The organism is Pseudomonas sp. 22526, assembly GCF_052044735.1.
Taxonomy (GTDB): Bacteria; Pseudomonadota; Gammaproteobacteria; order Pseudomonadales; family Pseudomonadaceae; genus Aquipseudomonas; species Aquipseudomonas piscium.
The window spans coordinates 1-18827 of the sequence record NZ_JBQENK010000012.1; the positions used below are offsets into that span (position 1 = coordinate 1).

19 protein-coding genes are annotated in these 18827 nt (G+C 60.8%); 10 read left to right on the top strand and 9 right to left on the bottom strand.

Annotated features, from left to right (window positions below; translation table 11 throughout):
• Window positions 1–115: 115 nt before the first annotated feature.
• Entirely contained in the window at window positions 116–1315 is a 1200-nt protein-coding gene (tyrS, locus tag ACTJKT_RS18915; RefSeq protein ID WP_440788151.1) for a tyrosine--tRNA ligase, read from the bottom strand.
• A gap of 210 nt (window positions 1316–1525) precedes the next feature.
• Here tyrS and ACTJKT_RS18920 point away from each other — a divergent pair, with 210 nt between their 5' ends.
• Together ACTJKT_RS18920 and ACTJKT_RS18925 are read left to right on the top strand one after the other, a co-directional pair.
• Entirely contained in the window at window positions 1526–2956 is a 1431-nt protein-coding gene (locus ACTJKT_RS18920) for a peptidoglycan DD-metalloendopeptidase family protein (protein ID WP_440788246.1), read from the top strand.
• Window positions 2957–2958: 2 nt separating this feature from the next.
• The gene (locus tag ACTJKT_RS18925; RefSeq protein ID WP_440788152.1) at window positions 2959–4050 is read left to right on the top strand and encodes an anhydro-N-acetylmuramic acid kinase; all 1092 of its coding nucleotides are present in this window, start codon (window positions 2959–2961) and stop codon (window positions 4048–4050) included.
• A 67-nt stretch (window positions 4051–4117) separates the two neighbouring features.
• Here ACTJKT_RS18925 and erpA read toward each other — a convergent pair whose 3' ends face one another.
• Together erpA and argC are read right to left on the bottom strand one after the other, a co-directional pair.
• Window positions 4118–4468, bottom strand: coding sequence for an iron-sulfur cluster insertion protein ErpA (erpA, locus tag ACTJKT_RS18930; protein WP_007906865.1), 351 nt, complete (start codon window positions 4466–4468; stop codon window positions 4118–4120).
• A gap of 167 nt (window positions 4469–4635) precedes the next feature.
• Window positions 4636–5670: an N-acetyl-gamma-glutamyl-phosphate reductase gene (gene argC / locus ACTJKT_RS18935; protein WP_124325629.1), complete on the bottom strand. Its 1035-nt coding sequence runs from the start codon at window positions 5668–5670 to the stop codon at window positions 4636–4638.
• 133 nt (window positions 5671–5803) lie between these two features.
• On the opposite strand from argC, the gene hemJ reads away from it, so the two are divergent.
• The 6 genes from hemJ (at window position 5804) to coq7 (ending at window position 10316) form a co-directional block, all read left to right on the top strand.
• The gene (hemJ, locus tag ACTJKT_RS18940; RefSeq protein WP_007930191.1) at window positions 5804–6235 is read left to right on the top strand and encodes a protoporphyrinogen oxidase HemJ; all 432 of its coding nucleotides are present in this window, start codon (window positions 5804–5806) and stop codon (window positions 6233–6235) included.
• A 34-nt stretch (window positions 6236–6269) separates the two neighbouring features.
• Window positions 6270–7238, top strand: a complete 969-nt coding sequence (locus ACTJKT_RS18945) for an NAD(P)H-dependent flavin oxidoreductase (protein WP_440788153.1) — start codon at window positions 6270–6272, stop codon at window positions 7236–7238.
• 92 nt (window positions 7239–7330) lie between these two features.
• On the top strand, window positions 7331–8206 hold the full coding sequence (locus tag ACTJKT_RS18950) for a DUF805 domain-containing protein (protein WP_440788154.1): 876 nt from the start codon (window positions 7331–7333) through the stop codon (window positions 8204–8206).
• A 130-nt stretch (window positions 8207–8336) separates the two neighbouring features.
• A complete protein-coding gene (locus tag ACTJKT_RS18955) occupies window positions 8337–9125 on the top strand; it encodes an SDR family NAD(P)-dependent oxidoreductase (RefSeq protein WP_440788155.1) in 789 nt (262 codons plus the stop codon).
• Between the two features lie 79 nt (window positions 9126–9204).
• Window positions 9205–9543 carry a histidine triad nucleotide-binding protein gene (locus ACTJKT_RS18960; RefSeq protein WP_007930180.1) on the top strand — a complete coding sequence of 113 codons (339 nt, stop codon included), beginning with the start codon at window positions 9205–9207 and terminating at the stop codon, window positions 9541–9543.
• Between the two features lie 125 nt (window positions 9544–9668).
• Complete coding sequence (gene coq7, locus ACTJKT_RS18965; protein ID WP_440788156.1) at window positions 9669–10316, top strand: 2-polyprenyl-3-methyl-6-methoxy-1,4-benzoquinone monooxygenase; 648 nt, start codon at window positions 9669–9671, stop codon at window positions 10314–10316.
• A gap of 82 nt (window positions 10317–10398) precedes the next feature.
• On the opposite strand, the gene ACTJKT_RS18970 is transcribed toward coq7, so the two are convergent.
• Entirely contained in the window at window positions 10399–10821 is a 423-nt protein-coding gene (locus ACTJKT_RS18970) for an OsmC family protein (protein WP_009045862.1), read from the bottom strand.
• A gap of 231 nt (window positions 10822–11052) precedes the next feature.
• On the opposite strand from ACTJKT_RS18970, the gene crp reads away from it, so the two are divergent.
• Window positions 11053–11697: a cAMP-activated global transcriptional regulator CRP gene (crp, locus tag ACTJKT_RS18975; RefSeq protein WP_025804009.1), complete on the top strand. Its 645-nt coding sequence runs from the start codon at window positions 11053–11055 to the stop codon at window positions 11695–11697.
• Here the strand turns inward: crp and ACTJKT_RS18980 are convergent.
• The 4 genes from ACTJKT_RS18980 to ACTJKT_RS18995 form a co-directional block, all read right to left on the bottom strand.
• Window positions 11694–12395, bottom strand: coding sequence for a lipoate--protein ligase family protein (locus ACTJKT_RS18980; protein WP_440788157.1), 702 nt, complete (start codon window positions 12393–12395; stop codon window positions 11694–11696). The two genes, crp and ACTJKT_RS18980, sit on opposite strands and share 4 nt — an antisense overlap.
• A 67-nt stretch (window positions 12396–12462) precedes the next feature.
• On the bottom strand, window positions 12463–13299 hold the full coding sequence (gene trpC, locus ACTJKT_RS18985) for an indole-3-glycerol phosphate synthase TrpC (RefSeq protein WP_053279598.1): 837 nt from the start codon (window positions 13297–13299) through the stop codon (window positions 12463–12465).
• Window positions 13296–14345 carry an anthranilate phosphoribosyltransferase gene (trpD, locus tag ACTJKT_RS18990; protein WP_007930171.1) on the bottom strand — a complete coding sequence of 350 codons (1050 nt, stop codon included), beginning with the start codon at window positions 14343–14345 and terminating at the stop codon, window positions 13296–13298. Before trpD ends, trpC begins: the two co-directional genes overlap by 4 nt.
• Window positions 14346–14354: 9 nt before the next feature.
• Window positions 14355–14948: an aminodeoxychorismate/anthranilate synthase component II gene (locus ACTJKT_RS18995; RefSeq protein WP_007930170.1), complete on the bottom strand. Its 594-nt coding sequence runs from the start codon at window positions 14946–14948 to the stop codon at window positions 14355–14357.
• Between the two features lie 408 nt (window positions 14949–15356).
• Between ACTJKT_RS18995 and estP the strand changes: the two genes are divergently transcribed.
• Entirely contained in the window at window positions 15357–17267 is a 1911-nt protein-coding gene (estP, locus tag ACTJKT_RS19000) for an esterase EstP (protein WP_440788158.1), read from the top strand.
• 66 nt (window positions 17268–17333) lie between these two features.
• Here estP and trpE read toward each other — a convergent pair whose 3' ends face one another.
• Complete coding sequence (gene trpE / locus ACTJKT_RS19005) at window positions 17334–18815, bottom strand: anthranilate synthase component I (protein WP_440788159.1); 1482 nt, start codon at window positions 18813–18815, stop codon at window positions 17334–17336.
• Between the last annotated feature and the right edge of the window lie 12 nt (window positions 18816–18827).

An 18827-nucleotide genomic window follows, 5' to 3' on the forward strand; every position in this document is an offset into this window, starting at 1 on the left:
CGCTGTCGAAAACTGCATAACTCGTTGAATATCAAGGAGTTTTCCGTTTCGACTGCGCCGGAAGTGGGGCGAATTATAGAGAGATATAATTCGCCGTCAACACCTATTTTCAGTTTTATTCGGATTTAAGCGTAATACGTGCAAAAGCCTTCTTTCCAGCCTGGCAAACATGAGTCGAGCCGATTGCCCATATAAAGGCACGATCAACCACTTCACCATCTACACGCACACCACCCGAGCCGAGCAGATCACGCGCCATTGCCGAGTTCTTTACCAAGCCAGCCTTATTAAGGACAGCCGCGATCGGCATATCCTCAGTAGCAGCCAGCTCGATCTCAGGCAGATCATCCGGCAGCTCACCATCCTTCATACGGTTACCCGCCGCACGATGAGCATTCGCCGCGGCCTCTTCACCATGGAAGCGCGCAACGATCTCTTCAGCCAGCTTGATCTTGATATCCCGCGGATTAGCACCCGCTTCGACATCCGCCTTAAAGGAAAGGATCTCATCCATAGAGCGGAAGCTCAGCAACTCGAAGTAACGCCACATCAAGACATCCGGAATGGAAACCAGCTTGCCGTACATGACGCCTGGCGCTTCCTGGATACCTACATAGTTACCCAGCGACTTGGACATCTTCTTGACGCCATCCAACCCCTCGAGCAACGGCATTGTCAGAATGCACTGAGCTTCCTGACCATAACCGCGCTGCAGCTCACGCCCCATCAACAGATTGAACTTCTGATCGGTACCGCCCAGCTCCACATCGGCACGCAGCGCCACCGAGTCATAACCCTGAACCAGCGGATAGAGAAACTCGTGAATGGCAATTGGCTGGTTGGTGGAGTAGCGCTTGTTGAAGTCGTCACGCTCGAGCATGCGGGCAACAGTGTACTGGGAAGTCAGACGAATGAAGTCTGCAGGCCCCATCTTGTCCATCCAGGTGGAATTGAAGGCCACCTCGGTTTTCGCCGGGTCGAGAATCTTGAACACCTGGCTCTTGTAAGTCTCGGCATTCTCGAGCACCTGCTCGCGAGTCAACGGCGGACGGGTTGCGCTCTTGCCGCTCGGATCACCAATCATTCCAGTGAAGTCGCCGATCAGGAAGATCACTTGGTGACCCAGATCCTGGAACTGGCGCAGCTTATTAATAAGCACGGTATGACCCAGGTGCAAATCCGGCGCCGTCGGGTCAAAGCCAGCCTTAATACGCAGCGGCTGGCCGCGCTTGAGCTTTTCGATCAGCTCGGACTCGACCAACAACTCTTCTGCACCACGTTTGATCAGCGCTAGCTGCTCTTCAACCGACTTCATAACAGACCCGCAAGGCTCAGATTCAAAGGGAACCAACCATACAAGATCAGCGCCCAATTACAAGTTTTGCCCGGCGTACGGATGGCTTTCCACGAACAGGACGTCCGCAGGCTTGCTTAACAGATGATTTGGTTATATTTTATACAGTTATTTCATCTTCATCATGTCATTCATCTTTTCCAATTCATCTTTTCAAAGTCAAAATCACCTATGACCACAGAACCGCCTAAAGCCCCGCCGCTTTATCCGAAGACCCACCTGCTCGCCGCAAGTGGTATCGCCGCCCTCCTCAGCCTGGCGCTCCTGGTATTCCCTTCCAGTGATGTAGAAGCCAAAAGAACAACTCTGAGCCTTGACCTGGAAAGCCCGGCCGAGCAACTGACACAAGATCAAGACGCCGCAGACGCCGTACAAGCCACAAATGAAGCCGTAGCGTCCCCGTTCGCGCAAATCGAAAACAGCCCCGAAGACACTGCAAAGACCGCTGAAGCCGCTCAAGAACAGCCTGCTCCGGCCGTGGTGGAAGAAAAGAAGTCGCCTAATCACAGGGAAGTCATTGTCGCCAAGGGCGACACCCTTTCCACGCTATTCGAGAAGGTCGGCCTGCCAGCCGCCTCGGTGCACGACGTGTTGGCCAGCGACAAGCAAGCCAAGCAGTTCACTCAGCTGAAACGCGGCCAGAAGCTTGAGTTCGAACTGGGCCCGGACGGCCAGTTGAACAACCTGCACAGCAAGGTCAACGACCTGGAAAGCATCACCCTGACCAAAGGGCCAAAAGGCTTCGCCTTCAGCCGTATCACCGCCAAGCCCATGGTCCGCACGGCCTACGTTCATGGCGTGATCAACAGTTCGCTGTCGCAATCCGCAGCGCGCGCCGGCCTCTCTCACAGCCTGACAATGGACATGGCCAGCGTCTTTGGCTACGACATCGACTTCGCCCAGGATATTCGCCCGGGTGACGAGTTCGACGTGATCTACGAGCAGACCGTCGTCAATGGCAAAGCCGTGGGTTCTCGCAACATTCTCTCTGCGCGCTTCACCAACCGTGGCAAAACCTACACCGCGGTGCGCTACACCAACAAACAAGGCATGAGCAGTTATTACACCGCTGACGGCAATAGCATGCGCAAGGCCTTTATCCGTACGCCAGTGGACTTCGCGCGTATCAGCTCGCGCTTCTCCATGGGCCGCAAGCACCCGATCCTGAACAAGATACGCGCTCACAAAGGCGTCGACTACGCGGCCCCTCGCGGCACGCCAATCAAGGCCGCCGGCGATGGCAAGGTGCTCCTGGCCGGGCGTCGTGGCGGATACGGCAACACCGTGATCATCCAGCATGGTAATGCTTACCGCACGCTGTACGGCCATATGCAAGGCTTCGCCAAAGGCGTCAAGACCGGTGGCTCCGTCAAGCAGGGCCAGGTGATCGGCTACATCGGCACCACCGGGCTTTCCACAGGCCCGCATTTGCACTACGAGTTCCAGGTCAACGGTGTTCACGTCGATCCACTGGGCCAGAAGCTTCCAATGGCCGACCCGATCGCCAAAGCGGAACGCACGCGCTTCCTGCAACAAAGCCAGCCGCTGATGGCGCGGATGGATCAGGAAAAAGCCACCCTGCTCGCTTCGAACAAGCGTTAAGCATGGCGCTCTATATAGGTGTGATGTCCGGGACCAGCCTTGATGGCCTGGATATCGCACTCATCGAGCAAACATCGGCGATCAGGCTGATCGCCACGCACTACACCCCCATGCCCGAATCCCTGCGCGCCGAGCTGCTTGGCTTGTGCGCCAGCGGCCTCGATGAAATCGCCCGCTCCGCCATCGCCCAGCAGAACTGGGTAAAGCTGGCCGCCCAGGGCATTCATAGCCTCCTTGCTCAACAGCAGCTGAAACCCGCAGACATCCGCGCTATTGGCAGTCATGGTCAGACCATCCGCCATGAGCCAGCCCGCGGTTTCACGGTCCAGATCGGCAACCCGGCCCTGCTGACAGAGCTGACCGGAATCACGGTGGTCAGCGACTTCCGCAGCCGCGACGTCGCCGCCGGCGGCCAGGGCGCGCCACTGGTGCCGGCCTTTCATGAAGCACTCTTTGATCGAAGTGCCGGCAAGCGCGCAGTCTTGAACGTCGGCGGTTTCAGTAACCTGAGCCTGATCGAGAGCGACAAGCCGGTTGCCGGCTTCGATTGCGGCCCGGGCAATGTTCTGCTGGACGCCTGGATCAATGCCCAGCGTGGAGAGAACTTCGATCGCGACGGCCAATGGGCCGCCAGCGGCCAGATCGAGCCTAAGTTGCTGAATGCACTGCTCAGCGACCCGTTCTTTGCCACTCAAGGCCCAAAGAGTACTGGCCGCGAGGTGTTCAACCTGGAATGGCTACAGGGGCATCTGGCGCGCTTGCCGGCCTTTACCCCCGAAAACGTACAGGCAACGCTCCTCGAGCTGACAGCACTGACCATAGTCCACTCGCTGCAAGTCGCACAGAGCGATACCCAGGAGCTGCTGGTCTGTGGCGGCGGCGCTCACAACGCGACCTTGATGAGTCGCCTGTCCAGCCTGCTGCCCAACACCAAGGTCAGCAGTACCGCCACCCACGGCGTCGATCCGGACTGGGTTGAAGCCATGGCATTCGCCTGGCTGGCCCACTGCTGCCTCGAAGGCATCGCCGCCAACCGCCCAAGCGTCACCGGTGCCCGCGGCCTGCGTGTATTGGGCGCGATCTACCCTGCCTGATCGCCAGACAGCAAAACGCCGCAGAGCCCGAAAGCCCTGCGGCGCCTGATAAAACCTTGACCAGCGATCAGATCGAGAACGAAGAACCGCAACCGCAGGTGGTCGTGGCGTTCGGGTTCTTGATCACGAAGCGCGAACCTTCCAGACCTTCCTGATAATCCACCTCGGCACCCGCCAGGTACTGGAAACTCATCGGATCGACCACCAGGCTGACGCCCTCGCGCTCGACGATGGTGTCGTCATCCGCGACTTCTTCATCGAAAGTGAAGCCGTACTGAAACCCTGAACAACCGCCGCCCGTAACGAATACGCGCAGCTTCAAGCGATCATTACCCTCTTCATCGACCAGGCTCTTCACCTTGTGCGCGGCACCGTGGGTGAATTGCAAAGCCGTGGGGGTGAAGGATTCGACGCTCATGCTGACTATCTCCCGGCGTTACGCCGCCATAATGCGTGATGACGCGCATTATCCGCTTCTCCCAGAAAAGCGGTCAACTATTGTTACGGTATATCAATAAGCCCGGGGCTCACTGCAGAATGCAAAAAGGCCCGTAAACGGGCCTTTTGCTGAAGCAGGCAGACGCCTTAAGGCAGCATGCCGGCATGGGACAGGCCCAGGCGTTCATCCAGACCGAACAGGATGTTCAGGTTCTGTACGGCCTGGCCCGAAGCGCCTTTGACCAGATTGTCGATCACCGACAACACGACCACCAGATCGCCATCCTGCGGACGGTGCACGGCAATCCGGCATACGTTGGCGCCCCGCACGCTGCGGGTTTCCGGATGGCTGCCCGCCGGCATCACATCCACGAACGGCTCGTTGGCATAACGCTTCTCGAACAACGCCTGCAGGTCCACCGACTTATCCACGACAGTGGCATAGAGCGTCGAGTGAATGCCGCGGATCATCGGCGTCAGGTGCGGCACGAACGTCAGACCGACATCCTTGCCCGCCGCACGGCGCAGGCCCTGGCGAATCTCCGGCAGGTGACGATGCCCCTTGACCGCATAGGCCTTCAGGCTTTCCGAGGTCTCGGAGTACAGGGAGCCAACGCTGGCTCCTCGACCAGCGCCGCTGACACCCGACTTGCAGTCGGCGATCAGACGCGAAGTGTCGGCCAGCCCCGCCTCCAGCAATGGCAGGAAGCCGAGCTGGGTAGCAGTCGGGTAGCAACCCGGAACAGCGATCAGGCGCGCCTTCTTGATCTGCTCGCGATTGACTTCCGGCAGGCCATAGACGGCTTCGTCGAGCAACTCAGGGGCGCCATGGGGCTGGCCGTACCACTTGGCCCACTCATCCGCGTCCTGCAAACGGAAATCCGCCGACAGGTCGATGACCTTGGTACCCGCAGCCAGCAGCTCACCCGCCAGGGCGTGGGCAACGCCGTGCGGCGTCGCGAAGAACACCACATCGCAGGCACCAAGGGTCTTGATGTCCGGAACGCTGAATGCCAGGCCGTCATAGTGGCCTCGCAGGTTCGGGTACATATCGGCAACGGCAAGGCCCGCCTCGGATCGGGAAGTGATGACTACCACTTCAGCCTGCGGATGCTGTGCCAACAGACGCAGCAGTTCGACACCGGTGTAACCCGTGCCGCCGACGATACCGACCTTGACCATAAACCTGCCCTCAACGAACCCACTGGAAAGCCGTCGATGATAGGGGCCGAAAGACCCTGCGACAACCGTCAAGGTGACGTGCGGACACTCCTGCCTCTACTATCGTCGCTCCGTGAACCTGGGAATAACCGAAATGCTCTATCTGTGGCTCAAAGCCTTTCACATCGTCAGCCTGGTCTGCTGGTTTGCCGGGCTGTTCTATCTGCCGCGCCTGTTCGTTTATCACGCCCAAAGCGAAGATACGATCAGCAAGGAACGCTTCAGCATCATGGAGCGCAAGCTGTACCGCGGGATCATGGGGCCGGCGATGATCGCCACGTTGATTTTCGGTATCTGGCTGCTGAGCCTGAACCCCAGCGCCTACTTCGGCCAGGGCGGCTGGATGCATGCCAAGCTGACCCTGGTGGTCATCCTGATTGGCTACCACCATATGTGCGGCGCCCAGGTGAAACGTTTTGCCCGTGGCGAAAACACCCGCAGCCATGTCTTTTACCGCTGGTTCAATGAAGTGCCAGTTCTGGTATTGCTGGCTATCGTAATTCTGGTCGTCGTCCGGCCGTTCTAATTCCTACTAGCCGTTATTATTCGGGGTACTTCCAATGTCGCTGCCCGCTCTGCTCGAACAACGCTTGCGCTTGCCTGTCGTGGCGGCGCCGATGTTCCTGATTTCCAACCCACAACTGGTCCTGGCGTGCTGCCGCAACGGTGTGGTCGGCAGTTTCCCTGCCCTCAACCAGCGTGAAAGCAGTGGCTTCAAGGCCTGGCTGGAAGAAATCGAAGCTGGCCTTGCGACCCTGGAAAACCCCGCGCCCTATGCCGTCAACCTGATCGTGCATCACAGCAACCCACGCCTGAACGCCGACCTGGCGATCTGCATCGAACACAAGGTGCCTATCGTCATCACCAGCCTGGGCGCGGTGAAGGAACTGGTCGATGCGGTGCATGCTTATGGAGGCCTGGTGTTCCATGACGTCACCACCCGGCGCCATGCGGAAAAGGCCGCCGAAGCCGGGGTCGACGGACTGATCGCCGTAGCCGCCGGCGCCGGTGGTCACGCCGGGACCTGGAGCCCCTTCTCCCTGATCGCCGAAATCCGCCAGTTCTTCGACAAGACGCTGCTGTTGGCTGGTTGCCTGAACCACGGCCACGAGATCCTCGCCGCACAGCTGCTCGGCGCCGACCTCGCCTACTTTGGCACGCGCTTTATCGGCACCACGGAAAGCCATGCCCCGGAGGCCTACAAGGAGATGCTGCTGAGCGCCAAGGCCGCCGACATCGTGCACACCGCGGCAGTCTCCGGGGTTCCGGCAAGCTTCATGCGCCAAAGCCTGGAAAGCGCCGGCTTCGACCTTGCCGCCCTGCAAGGTAAAGGCGAAGTCAACTTCGGCTCGAAACTCAAGCCACTCAGCGACGAAGCCAAAGCCTGGAAAACCGTGTGGTCCGCCGGACAAGGCGTGGGTGAAATCGATGACTTGCCGAGCGTCGATCAACTGGTCGCCCGCCTGGACGCCGAATACCGTGCAGCCCAGGAGCTGGCCGCCCAGCTACCAAAACGCTGGCCGCGCTGAATCGCTGATGTTTTTTAGCCAGCAACGGACGGCTGGCTTTAAACTGTTGCCTCGCGAAAGCCCTCTCTATATAGCCGACAAGGAAGCCCTGCATGAGCCAAGACCGTTTCAAGATCGTATTTGACGGGGCTCTGCTTCCAGGTGTCGACCTCGAACATGCCAAGCAGAAAATCGCCAAGCTGTTCAAAAGCGATATCGCCGCGATCGAGCCTCTGTTCAAGGGGCAAAACATCACCCTCAAGCGCGACCTCTCCCAGCAGGACGCGGATATTTATCTCGCTGCGCTGAACCAGGCCGGGATCGACCCACGCGTCGAACCGGATCTTGCCCCAGGTGCCAGCCAACCGGCACCTCAGCCCGCTCCCGCAGTGCCAACGCCACCCCGTTCGCCTTCGGTAGCCTCGCCCCAGGCAGAACCCAGCACGACGAATGACTGGCAACGACCGGCCCCTGCGCCGACGCCAGAACCCATGGCCGGCGCGGGCACTTCGCCCTACACCCCGCCGCAAGCCACAGTGGGCGATCCCCTTCCCGAGTTTGGCGAGCTGAAGTTCTACACCGTCGATGGCCGTATCGGACGCGTGCGCTATCTCGCCTGGACCCTGGCGCTGATCCTGCTGGCCACCCTCGTCGGCGGTTTCCTGACCGCGGCCCTGATTGGCAACGGCCTGCAGGTTACGGGAATGATCTTCCTCGGCGTCGTGGCGCTGGCCTTCGCCTATCTGAACATCACCATTTCCGTTCAGCGCCTGCATGACCTGGGCTGGTCGGGCTGGCTCTGGCTGTTGAACCTGCTGCCTTTTGTGTACGCGGTGTTTCCACTGCTGCTGGCGGTCCTGCCGGGCAACACCGGCGCCAACCGTTACGGTGCACCGCCCCCGCCAAACAGTGGTGCGGTCAAGGGGCTTGCCGCGCTGTGGATAATCGTTCTGCCGCTGTCCCTCATTGGCGGGCTCAGCTCGGTCTAGAGCGCCCATGGGCAGGCGCAGCGAAAGCAGCAAGCCCGCCCCGGCCACCTGTAGACTATCGGATTGAATTGACGCGCCGCTGCCTGGGACTTTTCCCCACAGGCAACCGGCCGTTGCAATGGAGAACCGCATGACCCGTTACGCTCTGATCACCGGCGCCTCCAGCGGCATAGGCCTGGCCCTGGCCGAAGCGCTGGCCCGGCGCGGCCGCAACCTGATCCTGGTGGCCCGGCAGCGTGATCAGCTGGAAAGCATCGCCATAGAGTTGACCCAGCGCTTTGGTGTGGAGGTGCTGTTCCGCGCCTGCGATCTGTCCGAGCCATTGCGGCTGTCGGGTTTTCTGCTGGAGCTGGAGGAAGGCGACCGGCAGATCGATCTGCTGGTGAACTGCGCCGGCATCGGCACTTGCGGCCCCTTCCTCGCCCAGGACTGGATGACCGAGCAGGACCTGATCGAAGTGAACATCCTGGCCCTCACCCGGCTGTGCCATGCACTGGGCAACAGCATGGCCTTGCAGGGCGGCGGGCAGATTCTCAATGTCGCCTCGATCGCCGGCTTCTATCCCGGCCCCTGGATGAGCACTTACTACGCCAGCAAGGCCTATGTGCTGCACTTCTCCGAAGGCCTGCGCGAGGAACTGAAAAACAATGCGGTGAAGGTTTCCGTACTCTGCCCCGGCCCGACCCGCACCGGTTTCTTCGATACTGCCCAGCTGAACACCAGCAAGCTTAACGACAGCAAACTGCTGATGAGCCCGGAAGAAGTCGCGCTGTACACCGTGCGCGCCCTGGAAAAGAACCGCGCCATTATCATCCCCGGCCGCCGCAACCGCTGGTTCGCGTTCAGCCCGCGCCTGGGTTCGCGCTGGCTGACCCGCAAGATTTCCGGCGCCGTCAACAAAGCCTATTGCCCGCGCTGACCTGACAACCATCTAAGGCTGGGCGCACTCGGCTTGCCTGAGTACACTCACCCCGGACCAACACAACGGAGAAACAGCTGTGGATACTCTGTTCACCAAGATCATCAACCGGGAAATACCCGCGAAGATCATCTACGAGGACGACCAGGTTCTGGCCTTCCACGATATCGCCCCACAGGCCCCCGTGCATTTCCTGGTAGTTCCGAAAAAGCCGGTGCGCACCCTCAATGACCTGACCGAAGACGACAAGCTGCTGGCCGGGCATATCCTGTTCACTGCCCAGCGCCTGGCCCGGGAACTGGGTTGCGAAGAGGGCTTCCGCGTCGTCATGAACTGCAATGAACTCGGTGGCCAGACCGTGTATCACATTCACATGCACGTTCTGGGTCAGCGCCAGATGCACTGGCCGCCGGGCTGATCCCCATCCAAAGTGCGCGACAGCACACTTCTCGCCCGGTTTTGCCGAGAGTGTGCTGATCCAGCGCAGGCCTGGCCCCATCGATTGGGGTAAACTGGCCGCCGTGATTCTTCCCGGAGGTAAGCATGACTACCCAACGTCACTACTCGCCGATTGACCGTCTACTGCTGCAGGCAGATGCGGCAATGCGTACCTTGCTGCCCTTCAGCGGCCAGCCTTATCGCCCCTCCCCTGCCATAGTGCAGCCGGACGTGCAGATGAGCGAAGAGGACACCAAGCATGTAGCCGGCCTGATGCGCATCAACCATACCGGCGAAGTCTGCGCCCAGGCGCTGTACCAGGGTCAGGCCCTGACCGCCAAGCTGCCGCAAGTGCGCGCCGCCATGGAGCATGCCGCGGAAGAAGAAATCGACCACCTGGTCTGGTGCGAACAACGCATTCACCAACTGGGTAGCCACACCAGTGTGCTCAACCCGTTGTTTTACGGCATGTCGTTCGGCATCGGCGCGTTGGCCGGGCTGATCAGCGACAAGGTCAGCCTGGGTTTCGTGGCTGCCACTGAAGATCAGGTGTGCAAGCACCTCAACGAACACCTCGAGCAATTGCCGGCCGAGGATGAAAAATCCCGGGCGATTCTCGAACAGATGCGCATCGACGAAGAACAACACGCCGAAAGTGCCCTGGATGCAGGGGGATTCCGCTTCCCGGCGCCGGTGAAATTCGGCATGAGCCTGCTGGCCAAGGTCATGACCAAAAGCACTTACCGGATCTGATCGATACAGATCGCAGGCAAAAAAAGGGCGCTTTTTCAGCGCCCTTTCTTTTGCCGCAAATTCAGGAGGGTTGGATGAAGACTCAACCGAGCTCGACGATTTCGTAATCGTGAGTGATGGCAACCCCGGCCGCACCGAGCATGATCGATGCCGAGCAGTATTTTTCCGCCGACAGCTCGATGGCGCGCTTGACCTGGGCTTCTTTCAACCCGCGGCCCTTGACCACGAAATGCATATGGATCTTGGTGAAGACCTTGGGATCCTCGGTCGCACGCTCGGCGTCGAGGAAGGCTTCGCAACTTTCGACAGCCTGGCGGGATTTTTTCAGGATGCTGACCACGTCGAAGTTGCTGCAACCGCCTACACCGAGCAGGAGCATTTCCATCGGGCGCACGCCCAGGTTGCGACCACCGGCTTCCGGCGGGCCATCCATTACCACCACATGACCGCTGCCCGATTCCCCGAGGAACATGGCTTCGCCAGCCCATTGGATGCGTGCCTTCATCGCCAAGACTCCACTGCTAAAAAAGGGTCGCCAGCTTAGCACAGGGCCTTGGATGGCAGCGCTTTGCCTGTTCCGGTGCCACACTCGCGATAGGAAAAATCTTAATTACCCAAAGGATGCGTCTGTTAAGCTGACGCCAAATCACTGGCGCATTGCCAGCTTTCGGCGATCCTGCTTGACCGCCCCATAAAAAAACCAAATCACACCGTGCTGTCTTTTCGGGATACAACCATGGTTGCTCTTGCCCCTACACCCAAGATCAAGAACCTCGACAAGCTGTTGATGCACTGCCAGCGCCGCCGTTATCAGGCCAAGAGCAACATCATCTGCGCCGGCGACCAGTCGGACACGCTGTTCTTCATCATCAAAGGCTCGGTCACCATCCTGATCGAAGACGATGACGGTCGGGAAATGATCATCGCCTATCTCAATGCCGGGGACTTTTTCGGCGAGCTGGGCCTGTTCGAACAGGCCGGGCACGAGCAGCAACGCAGCGCCTGGGTACGGGCCAAGGTCGAATGCGAGGTCGCGGAGATCGGCTATGCGAAATTCCGTGAGCTGTCCCAACAGGACCCAGACATTCTGTACGTGCTCAGCGGCCAGATCGCCCAGCGCCTGCGCAACACCACCCGCAAGGTCGGCGACCTGGCGTTCTTCGATGTCACCGGGCGAGTGGCCCGCTGCCTGCTCGAACTGTGCAAGCAGCCGGATGCCATGACCCATCCGGACGGCATGCAGATCAAGGTGACCCGTCAGGAAATCGGGCGGATCGTCGGCTGCTCACGGGAGATGGTCGGCCGGGTGCTCAAGGACCTTGAAGAACGCAACCTGGTCCACGTCAAAGGCAAGACCATGGTGGTGTTCGGCACCCGTTAGAGCGGCAGGAACTGCGCCAGCATCTGCCGATACAGGGCATCCAGGCGCTCGATGGCATTCGGCGCGGCGAACGCCTCATGCAAGGCGATATGACTCTCGGCACGGCAACGCTGCTCCAGGCCACAAGCCTGGTTGAAACGATTGACCGCCGCCACCATGGTTTCCCGCTCGTCATCCAGCAACAGCGCGCCATGCACCAACCCCACCGGACGCGTCCCGCCCTTGCTCTGGCGCCAACGCTGGGCGGTGCCGACCATCTTGCGCCCGTTGAGATTGACGTTGAACCGGCCATCGCAGAAAGCGCCCTCGATTTCACCCAGGGAGGGTTCGCCCCCCAGCTCGGAAAGCAGGTCGCAGATCGGCTGGCACAAACGGCGATAGCCGGTTTCGATCCGGTTCTGGTCGCCCTCGCTGCGAGGCGGCGCATAGACCAGCGCGATATTGACCGTCGCCGCCGATTGCGGCACCGGTTCCCCGCCGGTTTCCCGCAACAACACCGGCCAGCCACTGGCGGCCAGCGCCTCGCATGCCTGCTCGAACCCCGGCAAACGGCTCAAGCGTCGCGGCATCACCAAGGCCCTGTCGCTCGGCTGCCAGAACAACAGGCCGTACTCCCGATCACCGGTGCATACCTGGGCGAGCAGATCCTGTTCGGCCTGCAGGCCGGCTTCGACGGTCAGGGAAAGAGGCTGGGTCATGGCAGTAAAGGTCCTTTGCGATAGGTATAAAAAAGCCGGCGGCGCCGGCTTCTTCATCAACTCAGGTTCAGTCCAGGGTCGAACCGCTCACCGGAACGCCACGCTCCGGGAAGAACAGGCGCTGCAGTTCCAGGCCAGGGCTCTCGGCCCGCATGAAGGCCTCGCCCACCAGGAAGGAGTAGACGTCGCTGATTTCCATCAGCTCGACATCGGCCCGGTTGAGGATACCGCTCTCGGTGATCACCAGACGATCGCGCGGAATCTGCGGCAACAAATCGAGGGTGGTCTCCAGATTGACCTCGAAGGTGTGCAGGTTGCGGTTGTTGATGCCCACCAGCGGCGTATCGAGGGTTTTCAGGGCGCGTTGCAGCTCGTCACCATCATGCACTTCGACCAGCACATCGAGGCCCACGCCTTTGGCCACGGCCGCCAGTTCAGCCATCTTGGCGTCATCCAGCGCGGCCACGATCAACAGCACGCAGTCGGCACCCAAGGCACGGGCTTCGACGATCTGGTACGGATCGATCATGAAGTCCTTGCGGATCACCGGCAGCGAACAGGCGGCACGCGCCTGCTGCAGGTAGGCATCGGCGCCCTGGAAATAATCGACGTCGGTGAGTACCGACAGGCAGGTCGCGCCGCCCTTCTCGTAGCTCTTGGCGATTTCCGCCGGCACGAAATGCTCGCGGATCACGCCTTTGCTCGGCGAGGCTTTCTTGATTTCGGCGATCACCGCCGGCTGCTTGAGCTTGGCCTGGTCGAGCAGTGCCTTGGCAAAGCCGCGCGGCGCATCCGCGGCACGGGCCAGGCCTTCGAGCTCGGCCAGGCTTACCCGCGCCCTACGCTCAGCCACTTCCTCGACCTTGCGGGCAAGGATCTTTTCCAGAACCGTCGGCACACTCATCCTTCATTCTCCTGCTTGAATACCGCGGTAAAGGCGCCCAATTCCTCAAGCTTCTCGCGGGCCAGACCGGTGTGCAAAGCATCATGGGCCAGGGCCACACCTTCTTTCAGGCTGCTGGCATGGTCCGCCGCATAGAGCGCGGCACCGGCATTGAGCACGATCATCTCTGCCGCCTTCTGCCCATGCTCGGTCTTGCGCCGCCCCAGGGCATCGCGAATCAGCTCGAGCGATGCCGCCGGGCTCTCGACCACCAGGCCGAACAGGCTCTGGCTCTTCATGCCGAGGTCTTCGGGCTGTACCCAATACTCAGTGATCTGGTCGTCCTTCAGCTCGGCGACAAAGGTCGGCGCAGCGAGACTGAACTCATCCAGGCCATCCTGAGAGTGCACCACCAGCACGTGCTTGCTGCCCAGGCGTTGCAAAACCTCGGCCAATGGCCGGCACAACGCCTGAGTGAACACCCCCACCACCTGATGTTTCACGCCGGCCGGATTCGTAAGCGGGCCGAGCATGTTGAACAGGGTGCGCAGGCCGAGGTCGCGGCGCGGGCCGGCGGCGTACTTCATGGCACCGTGATGGGACTGGGCGAACATGAAGCCGATGCCGACGTTGTCGATGCAGCGGGCGACCTGTACCGGCGTCAGGTTCAGGTAGATGCCGGCGGATTCGAGCAGGTCGGCACTGCCGCTTTTTCCGGACACCGCACGGTTGCCGTGCTTGGCGACCGTGCAACCGGCTGCTGCGACCACAAAGGAAGAAGCCGTGGACACGTTGAAGATGTTCGCACCGTCACCGCCGGTGCCGACCACATCGACCACACCGTCGAGGGTTTTCAGCTCGACCTTGTCCGCCAGCTCGCGCATGACCGAAACAGCGCCGACGATTTCGTCGATGCTTTCGCTTTTCATGCGCATGGCCATCATGAAGGCGCCGATCTGTGCATCGGTGCACTGGCCGGTCATGATTTCACGCATGACCTGGCGCATTTCATCGGTGCTCAGGTCGAGGTGGCCGACGATACGGCTCAGGGCAGTCTTGATATCCATGGAAAGTCCTTAGCGCGTGCCGCCGCTCTGTTTGAGGAAGTTGGCGAACAGCTCGTGGCCCTGCTCGGTGAGAATAGATTCGGGGTGAAACTGCACACCCTCGATGTTCAGCGTCTTGTGGCGCAGCCCCATGATCTCGTCGACGGAGCCGTCTTCCAGTTGGGTCCAGGCGGTCAGCTCGAGGCAGTCCGGCAAGGTGTCGTGCTTGACCACCAGGGAATGGTAACGGGTCACGGTCAGCGGATGGTTCAGACCGGCGAATACGCCCTTGTCCTGGTGAAATACCGGGCTAGTCTTACCATGCATCACCTGCCGCGCGCGCACCACGTCGCCGCCAAAAGCCTGGCCAATGGACTGGTGACCCAGGCAGACGCCCAGGATCGGCAGCTTGCCGGCGAAATGCTTGATCGCTTCGATGGACACGCCGGCTTCGGTTGGTGTGCAAGGGCCGGGCGACACGACGATCCGCTCAGGGTTGAGCGCTTCGATTTCAGCCACGGTCAGTTCGTCGTTGCGCACTACCTTGACCTCGGCACCCAACTCGCCAAGGTATTGCACAACGTTATAGGTAAAGGAGTCGTAGTTATCGATCATCAGCAACATGGGAATTACAACCTCTTGAATTCACTGACTTTTAATACAGCCTTCAGTGGATTGCCCGCTGATGTGCCCGCCGCAGGTTGCAATCACTCAACCAGCACAAGCGGAGTCGAACAGGGGTAAAGAAGGCAAAGCGGTACAGGTCCGGCCGGGCCGGCAGAGAAAAGTTAGGCGCGCCAACGCCAACGGGCGTGTGCCTTAACAACTCGCATCAAGAGTTTGCTGACGATCAACACGGGGAAGGTCTCATTCATACGTTCAGGCACAGTAACTTAGCTGAGCAGAGGGTGCAATATGGCGGGACCCGCGCCCGGACAAACAAGCGATGCGGCCTTTGGCCATAGCTCATGTACAAAAGTTTTTGGTACTGTCGTCTCGTTCAATACAAAAATAAATAAAACGGACTTACTTATGATCAGACAGAAGTTGTTTGTCCCGCTTGCCAGCAGTCTTTTGTCCTTGGCCTGCGCCCAGGCGATAGCCGCGCCGTCCCCTTATTCCAGCTTTATCGTGTTCGGCGACAGCCTCAGCGATGCCGGGCAGTTCGCCGACCCCGGCGGTCCCGCGGGAGCGACCCAGCGTTTTACCAACCGCACCGGGCCGGTCTACCTGGATGGCAGCGGAGAACTCCGCTCCGCCAACTCGACCCAATTGCTCGGCGCCAAGCTGGGGTTCTCGGACGACCAGCTCGCCGCATCGACCTCGGCCACCCGCGCCAGCGAAGGCCTGCCTGACGGCAACAACTGGGCGGTCGGCGGTTATCGCACCGACCAGATTCTCGATTCGATTACCACCACCTCGACCGCCGGCAGCCGTAGCCGCCCGGGTTATCTGGTGGCCAACAGTTTCCGCGCCGACCCGAATGCCCTGTACTACCTGTCGGGCGGCGGCAACGACTTCCTCCAGGGCCGCGTCACCAGCCTCGACCAGGCCAACGCCGCAGCCGGCCGCCTGGTCGACAGCGTGCAGACCCTGCAACAGGCCGGCGCCCGCTACATCATGGTCTGGCTGCTACCGGACATAGGCCTGACCCCGGCGATCAACGGCAGCCCGTTGCAAGGGTTCACTTCCCAGCTCAGCGCCCAATTCAACACCGAACTGGTCCGACAGCTGCAGACGGTTGATGCCGAAGTCATTCCCCTCAACATTCCCGCGCTCTTGAAGGAAAGCTTCGCCAACCCGGCGCAGTTCGGCCTGGCCACCGACCAGAACCTCACCGCCACCTGCTTCAGTGGCAATGGCTGTACGGAAAACGCCCGCTATGGCCTTCACAGCGCCACACCGGACCCGAGCAAGCTGATCTATAACGACTCGGTCCACCCCACCGAAGCCGGCCAGCGGCTGATCGCCGATTACGCTTACTCCCTGCTGGCGGCGCCCTGGGAAATAACCCTGCTCCCGGAAATGGCCCAAGGCACCCTGCGCGCGCATCAGGATGAGCTGCGTAACCAATGGCAGGCCGATTGGGAAAACTGGCAGGGCGTTGGTCAATGGCGGGCGATTGTCGCCGCGGGCGGCCAGCACCAGGACTTCGACAGCCAGCGCAGCGGCGCCAGTGCCGACGGCAACGGCTTCAACCTGAACATCGGTGGCAGCTACCGGCTCAACGAGGCCTGGCGAGTAGGCGTGCTGGCCGGCGCCTATCGGCAGAAGCTCGAAGCAGGCGGCAACGACTCGGACTACAAACTCAACACCTACCTGGGCACCGCCTTCGTCCAGTACCAGCAAAACCGCTGGTGGGCCGACGCGGCAGCCACCGCCGGGCACCTGGACTACGACAACCTCAAGCGCAAATTCGACCTGGGCCCCAACGAACGCGGAGAAAAAGGCGACACCAGCGGCGATATCCTGGCCTTCAGCGCTCGCCTGGGCTACGACATCGCGCAGCAGGCCAGCAGCCCGTGGCACCTGTCGCCGTTCATCAGCGCCGACTACGCGCGGGCCAAGGTCGACGGTTACTCCGAGGACGGCAGCGACTCCACCGCCCTGACCTTCGACGACCAGAAACGCACCTCGCGGCGCCTGGGCATCGGCCTGCAGGGCAAGTATCAGATCACCCAGCAAACCCAGGTGTTCGGCGAAATCGCCCACGAAAAGGAATACGAGGACGACACCCAGAAGCTGACCATGGCCCTCAACAGCCTGCCGGATAACAACTACACCCTGGAAGGCTATACCCCGCAGACCAACCTGAACCGCCTGAACCTCGGGGTCAGCCACAAACTCACCCAGGACCTGGCCCTGCGCGCCAGCTACAACATCCGCAAGGACGATGACTTCACCCAGCAAGGCATCAATGTCGGGGTCAGCCTCGACTTCTAAACCGCAGGCAATAAAAAACGCTGCCCCCGTGAGGAGGCAGCGTTTTTTTATCGCTCGTTGTCCGGCTCAGCTATCGGCCGTCTGCTCGGCCAAGGCCACCGCGCGGAACATGGCGCGACGCTTGTTCAGGGTTTCCTCCCATTCCAGCGCCGGCACCGAGTCGGCGACTATGCCGCCACCGGCCTGCACATGCAGTTCGCCGTCCTTGATCACCGCCGTACGAATGGCGATGGCGGTGTCCATGTTGCCGTTCCAGGCGAAATAACCCACAGCCCCGCCATACACGCCACGCTTGACCGGCTCCAGCTCGTCGATGATTTCCATCGCGCGGATCTTCGGCGCGCCGGACAAGGTGCCCGCCGGCAGAATCGCCCGCAGCGCATCCATCGCAGTCAGTCCGGCTTTCAACTGGCCAGTGACGTTGGAGACGATGTGCATCACGTTGGAATAACGCTCGATCACCATCTTCTCGGTGAGCTTCACCGAACCGATCTCGGAAACCCGCCCGGTGTCGTTGCGCCCCAGGTCGATCAGCATCAGGTGTTCGGCGATTTCCTTGTCGTCGGACAGCAGATCCTTCTCCAGCGCCAGGTCCGCCTCTTCGCTGGCGCCCCGTGGACGGGTGCCGGCGATCGGGCGAACAGTGATCAGGTTGTCTTCGACCCGCACCAGCACTTCCGGCGAACTGCCGACGACATGGAAGTCGCCGAAGTTGAAGAAGTACATGTAAGGCGTCGGGTTGAAGCAACGCAGGGCGCGATACAGGTCGATCGGCGCCGCCTTGAAGTCGATGGACATGCGCTGCGAAGGCACCACCTGCATGCAGTCGCCCGCCAGGATGTACTCCTTGATGGTGTCGACGGCACGCTCGTAGTCATCCTGGGTGAAGCTGGAGCGGAACACCGGGTCGGCCGCCTGCTGCTTGCTGAAGTCCAGGCCAGGACGCGGGGTGATGGGTTGGCGCAGCTTCTCCAGCAACGCCTGCAGACGCGCCTGGCCTTGCTCGAAGGCATCGTCCCGGGACGGATCGGCAAGGACGATGGCGTGCATCTTGCCGGCGAGGTTATCGAACACCACCACGGCGTCGGAGACCATCAGCAGAATGTCCGGTACGCCGATCGGATCCGGGTTCGGGCATTTGCCCAGGCGCTTCTCCACGTAACGCACACAGTCGTAACCGAAGTAACCGACCAGGCCACCGTTGAAACGCGGCAGGCCCGCGATGGTCGGCACCTGGTAGCGCGCCTTGAACTCTTCGACGAACGCCAGCGGGTCGGCCACGTCATGGCTCTCGGTCTCGACGCCATCGACGGTCACGCTGACATGGTGGTCATGCACCCGCAGCACGGTGCGGCAGGGCAAGCCGATGATCGAGTAACGACCCCACTTCTCGCCGCCCTGCACCGACTCCAGCAGGTAGGAGTTGGGCTGGTCGGCTAGTTTCAGGTAGATCGACAGCGGCGTGTCGAAGTCGGCCAGGGTTTCGCGGGCAAGCGGGATGCGGTTGTAGCCGGCAGCGGCCAAACGCAGGAATTCTTCGCGGATCATGGGGTGCCTCGT

What these genes read in the sequence shown, in the direction of transcription:
- tyrS (WP_440788151.1), bottom strand. Translation starts at nt 1,315, where the DNA reads ATGAAGTCGGTTGAAGAGCAGCTAGCGCTGATCAAACGTGGTGCAGAA.
- ACTJKT_RS18920 (WP_440788246.1), top strand. Translation starts at nt 1,526, where the DNA reads ATGACCACAGAACCGCCTAAAGCCCCGCCGCTTTATCCGAAGACCCAC.
- ACTJKT_RS18925 (WP_440788152.1), top strand. Translation starts at nt 2,959, where the DNA reads ATGGCGCTCTATATAGGTGTGATGTCCGGGACCAGCCTTGATGGCCTG.
- erpA (WP_007906865.1), bottom strand. Translation starts at nt 4,468, where the DNA reads ATGAGCGTCGAATCCTTCACCCCCACGGCTTTGCAATTCACCCACGGT.
- argC (WP_124325629.1), bottom strand. Translation starts at nt 5,670, where the DNA reads ATGGTCAAGGTCGGTATCGTCGGCGGCACGGGTTACACCGGTGTCGAA.
- hemJ (WP_007930191.1), top strand. Translation starts at nt 5,804, where the DNA reads ATGCTCTATCTGTGGCTCAAAGCCTTTCACATCGTCAGCCTGGTCTGC.
- ACTJKT_RS18945 (WP_440788153.1), top strand. Translation starts at nt 6,270, where the DNA reads ATGTCGCTGCCCGCTCTGCTCGAACAACGCTTGCGCTTGCCTGTCGTG.
- ACTJKT_RS18950 (WP_440788154.1), top strand. Translation starts at nt 7,331, where the DNA reads ATGAGCCAAGACCGTTTCAAGATCGTATTTGACGGGGCTCTGCTTCCA.
- ACTJKT_RS18955 (WP_440788155.1), top strand. Translation starts at nt 8,337, where the DNA reads ATGACCCGTTACGCTCTGATCACCGGCGCCTCCAGCGGCATAGGCCTG.
- coq7 (WP_440788156.1), top strand. Translation starts at nt 9,669, where the DNA reads ATGACTACCCAACGTCACTACTCGCCGATTGACCGTCTACTGCTGCAG.
- ACTJKT_RS18970 (WP_009045862.1), bottom strand. Translation starts at nt 10,821, where the DNA reads ATGAAGGCACGCATCCAATGGGCTGGCGAAGCCATGTTCCTCGGGGAA.
- crp (WP_025804009.1), top strand. Translation starts at nt 11,053, where the DNA reads ATGGTTGCTCTTGCCCCTACACCCAAGATCAAGAACCTCGACAAGCTG.
- ACTJKT_RS18980 (WP_440788157.1), bottom strand. Translation starts at nt 12,395, where the DNA reads ATGACCCAGCCTCTTTCCCTGACCGTCGAAGCCGGCCTGCAGGCCGAA.
- trpC (WP_053279598.1), bottom strand. Translation starts at nt 13,299, where the DNA reads ATGAGTGTGCCGACGGTTCTGGAAAAGATCCTTGCCCGCAAGGTCGAG.
- trpD (WP_007930171.1), bottom strand. Translation starts at nt 14,345, where the DNA reads ATGGATATCAAGACTGCCCTGAGCCGTATCGTCGGCCACCTCGACCTG.
- ACTJKT_RS18995 (WP_007930170.1), bottom strand. Translation starts at nt 14,948, where the DNA reads ATGTTGCTGATGATCGATAACTACGACTCCTTTACCTATAACGTTGTG.
- estP (WP_440788158.1), top strand. Translation starts at nt 15,357, where the DNA reads ATGATCAGACAGAAGTTGTTTGTCCCGCTTGCCAGCAGTCTTTTGTCC.
- trpE (WP_440788159.1), bottom strand. Translation starts at nt 18,815, where the DNA reads ATGATCCGCGAAGAATTCCTGCGTTTGGCCGCTGCCGGCTACAACCGC.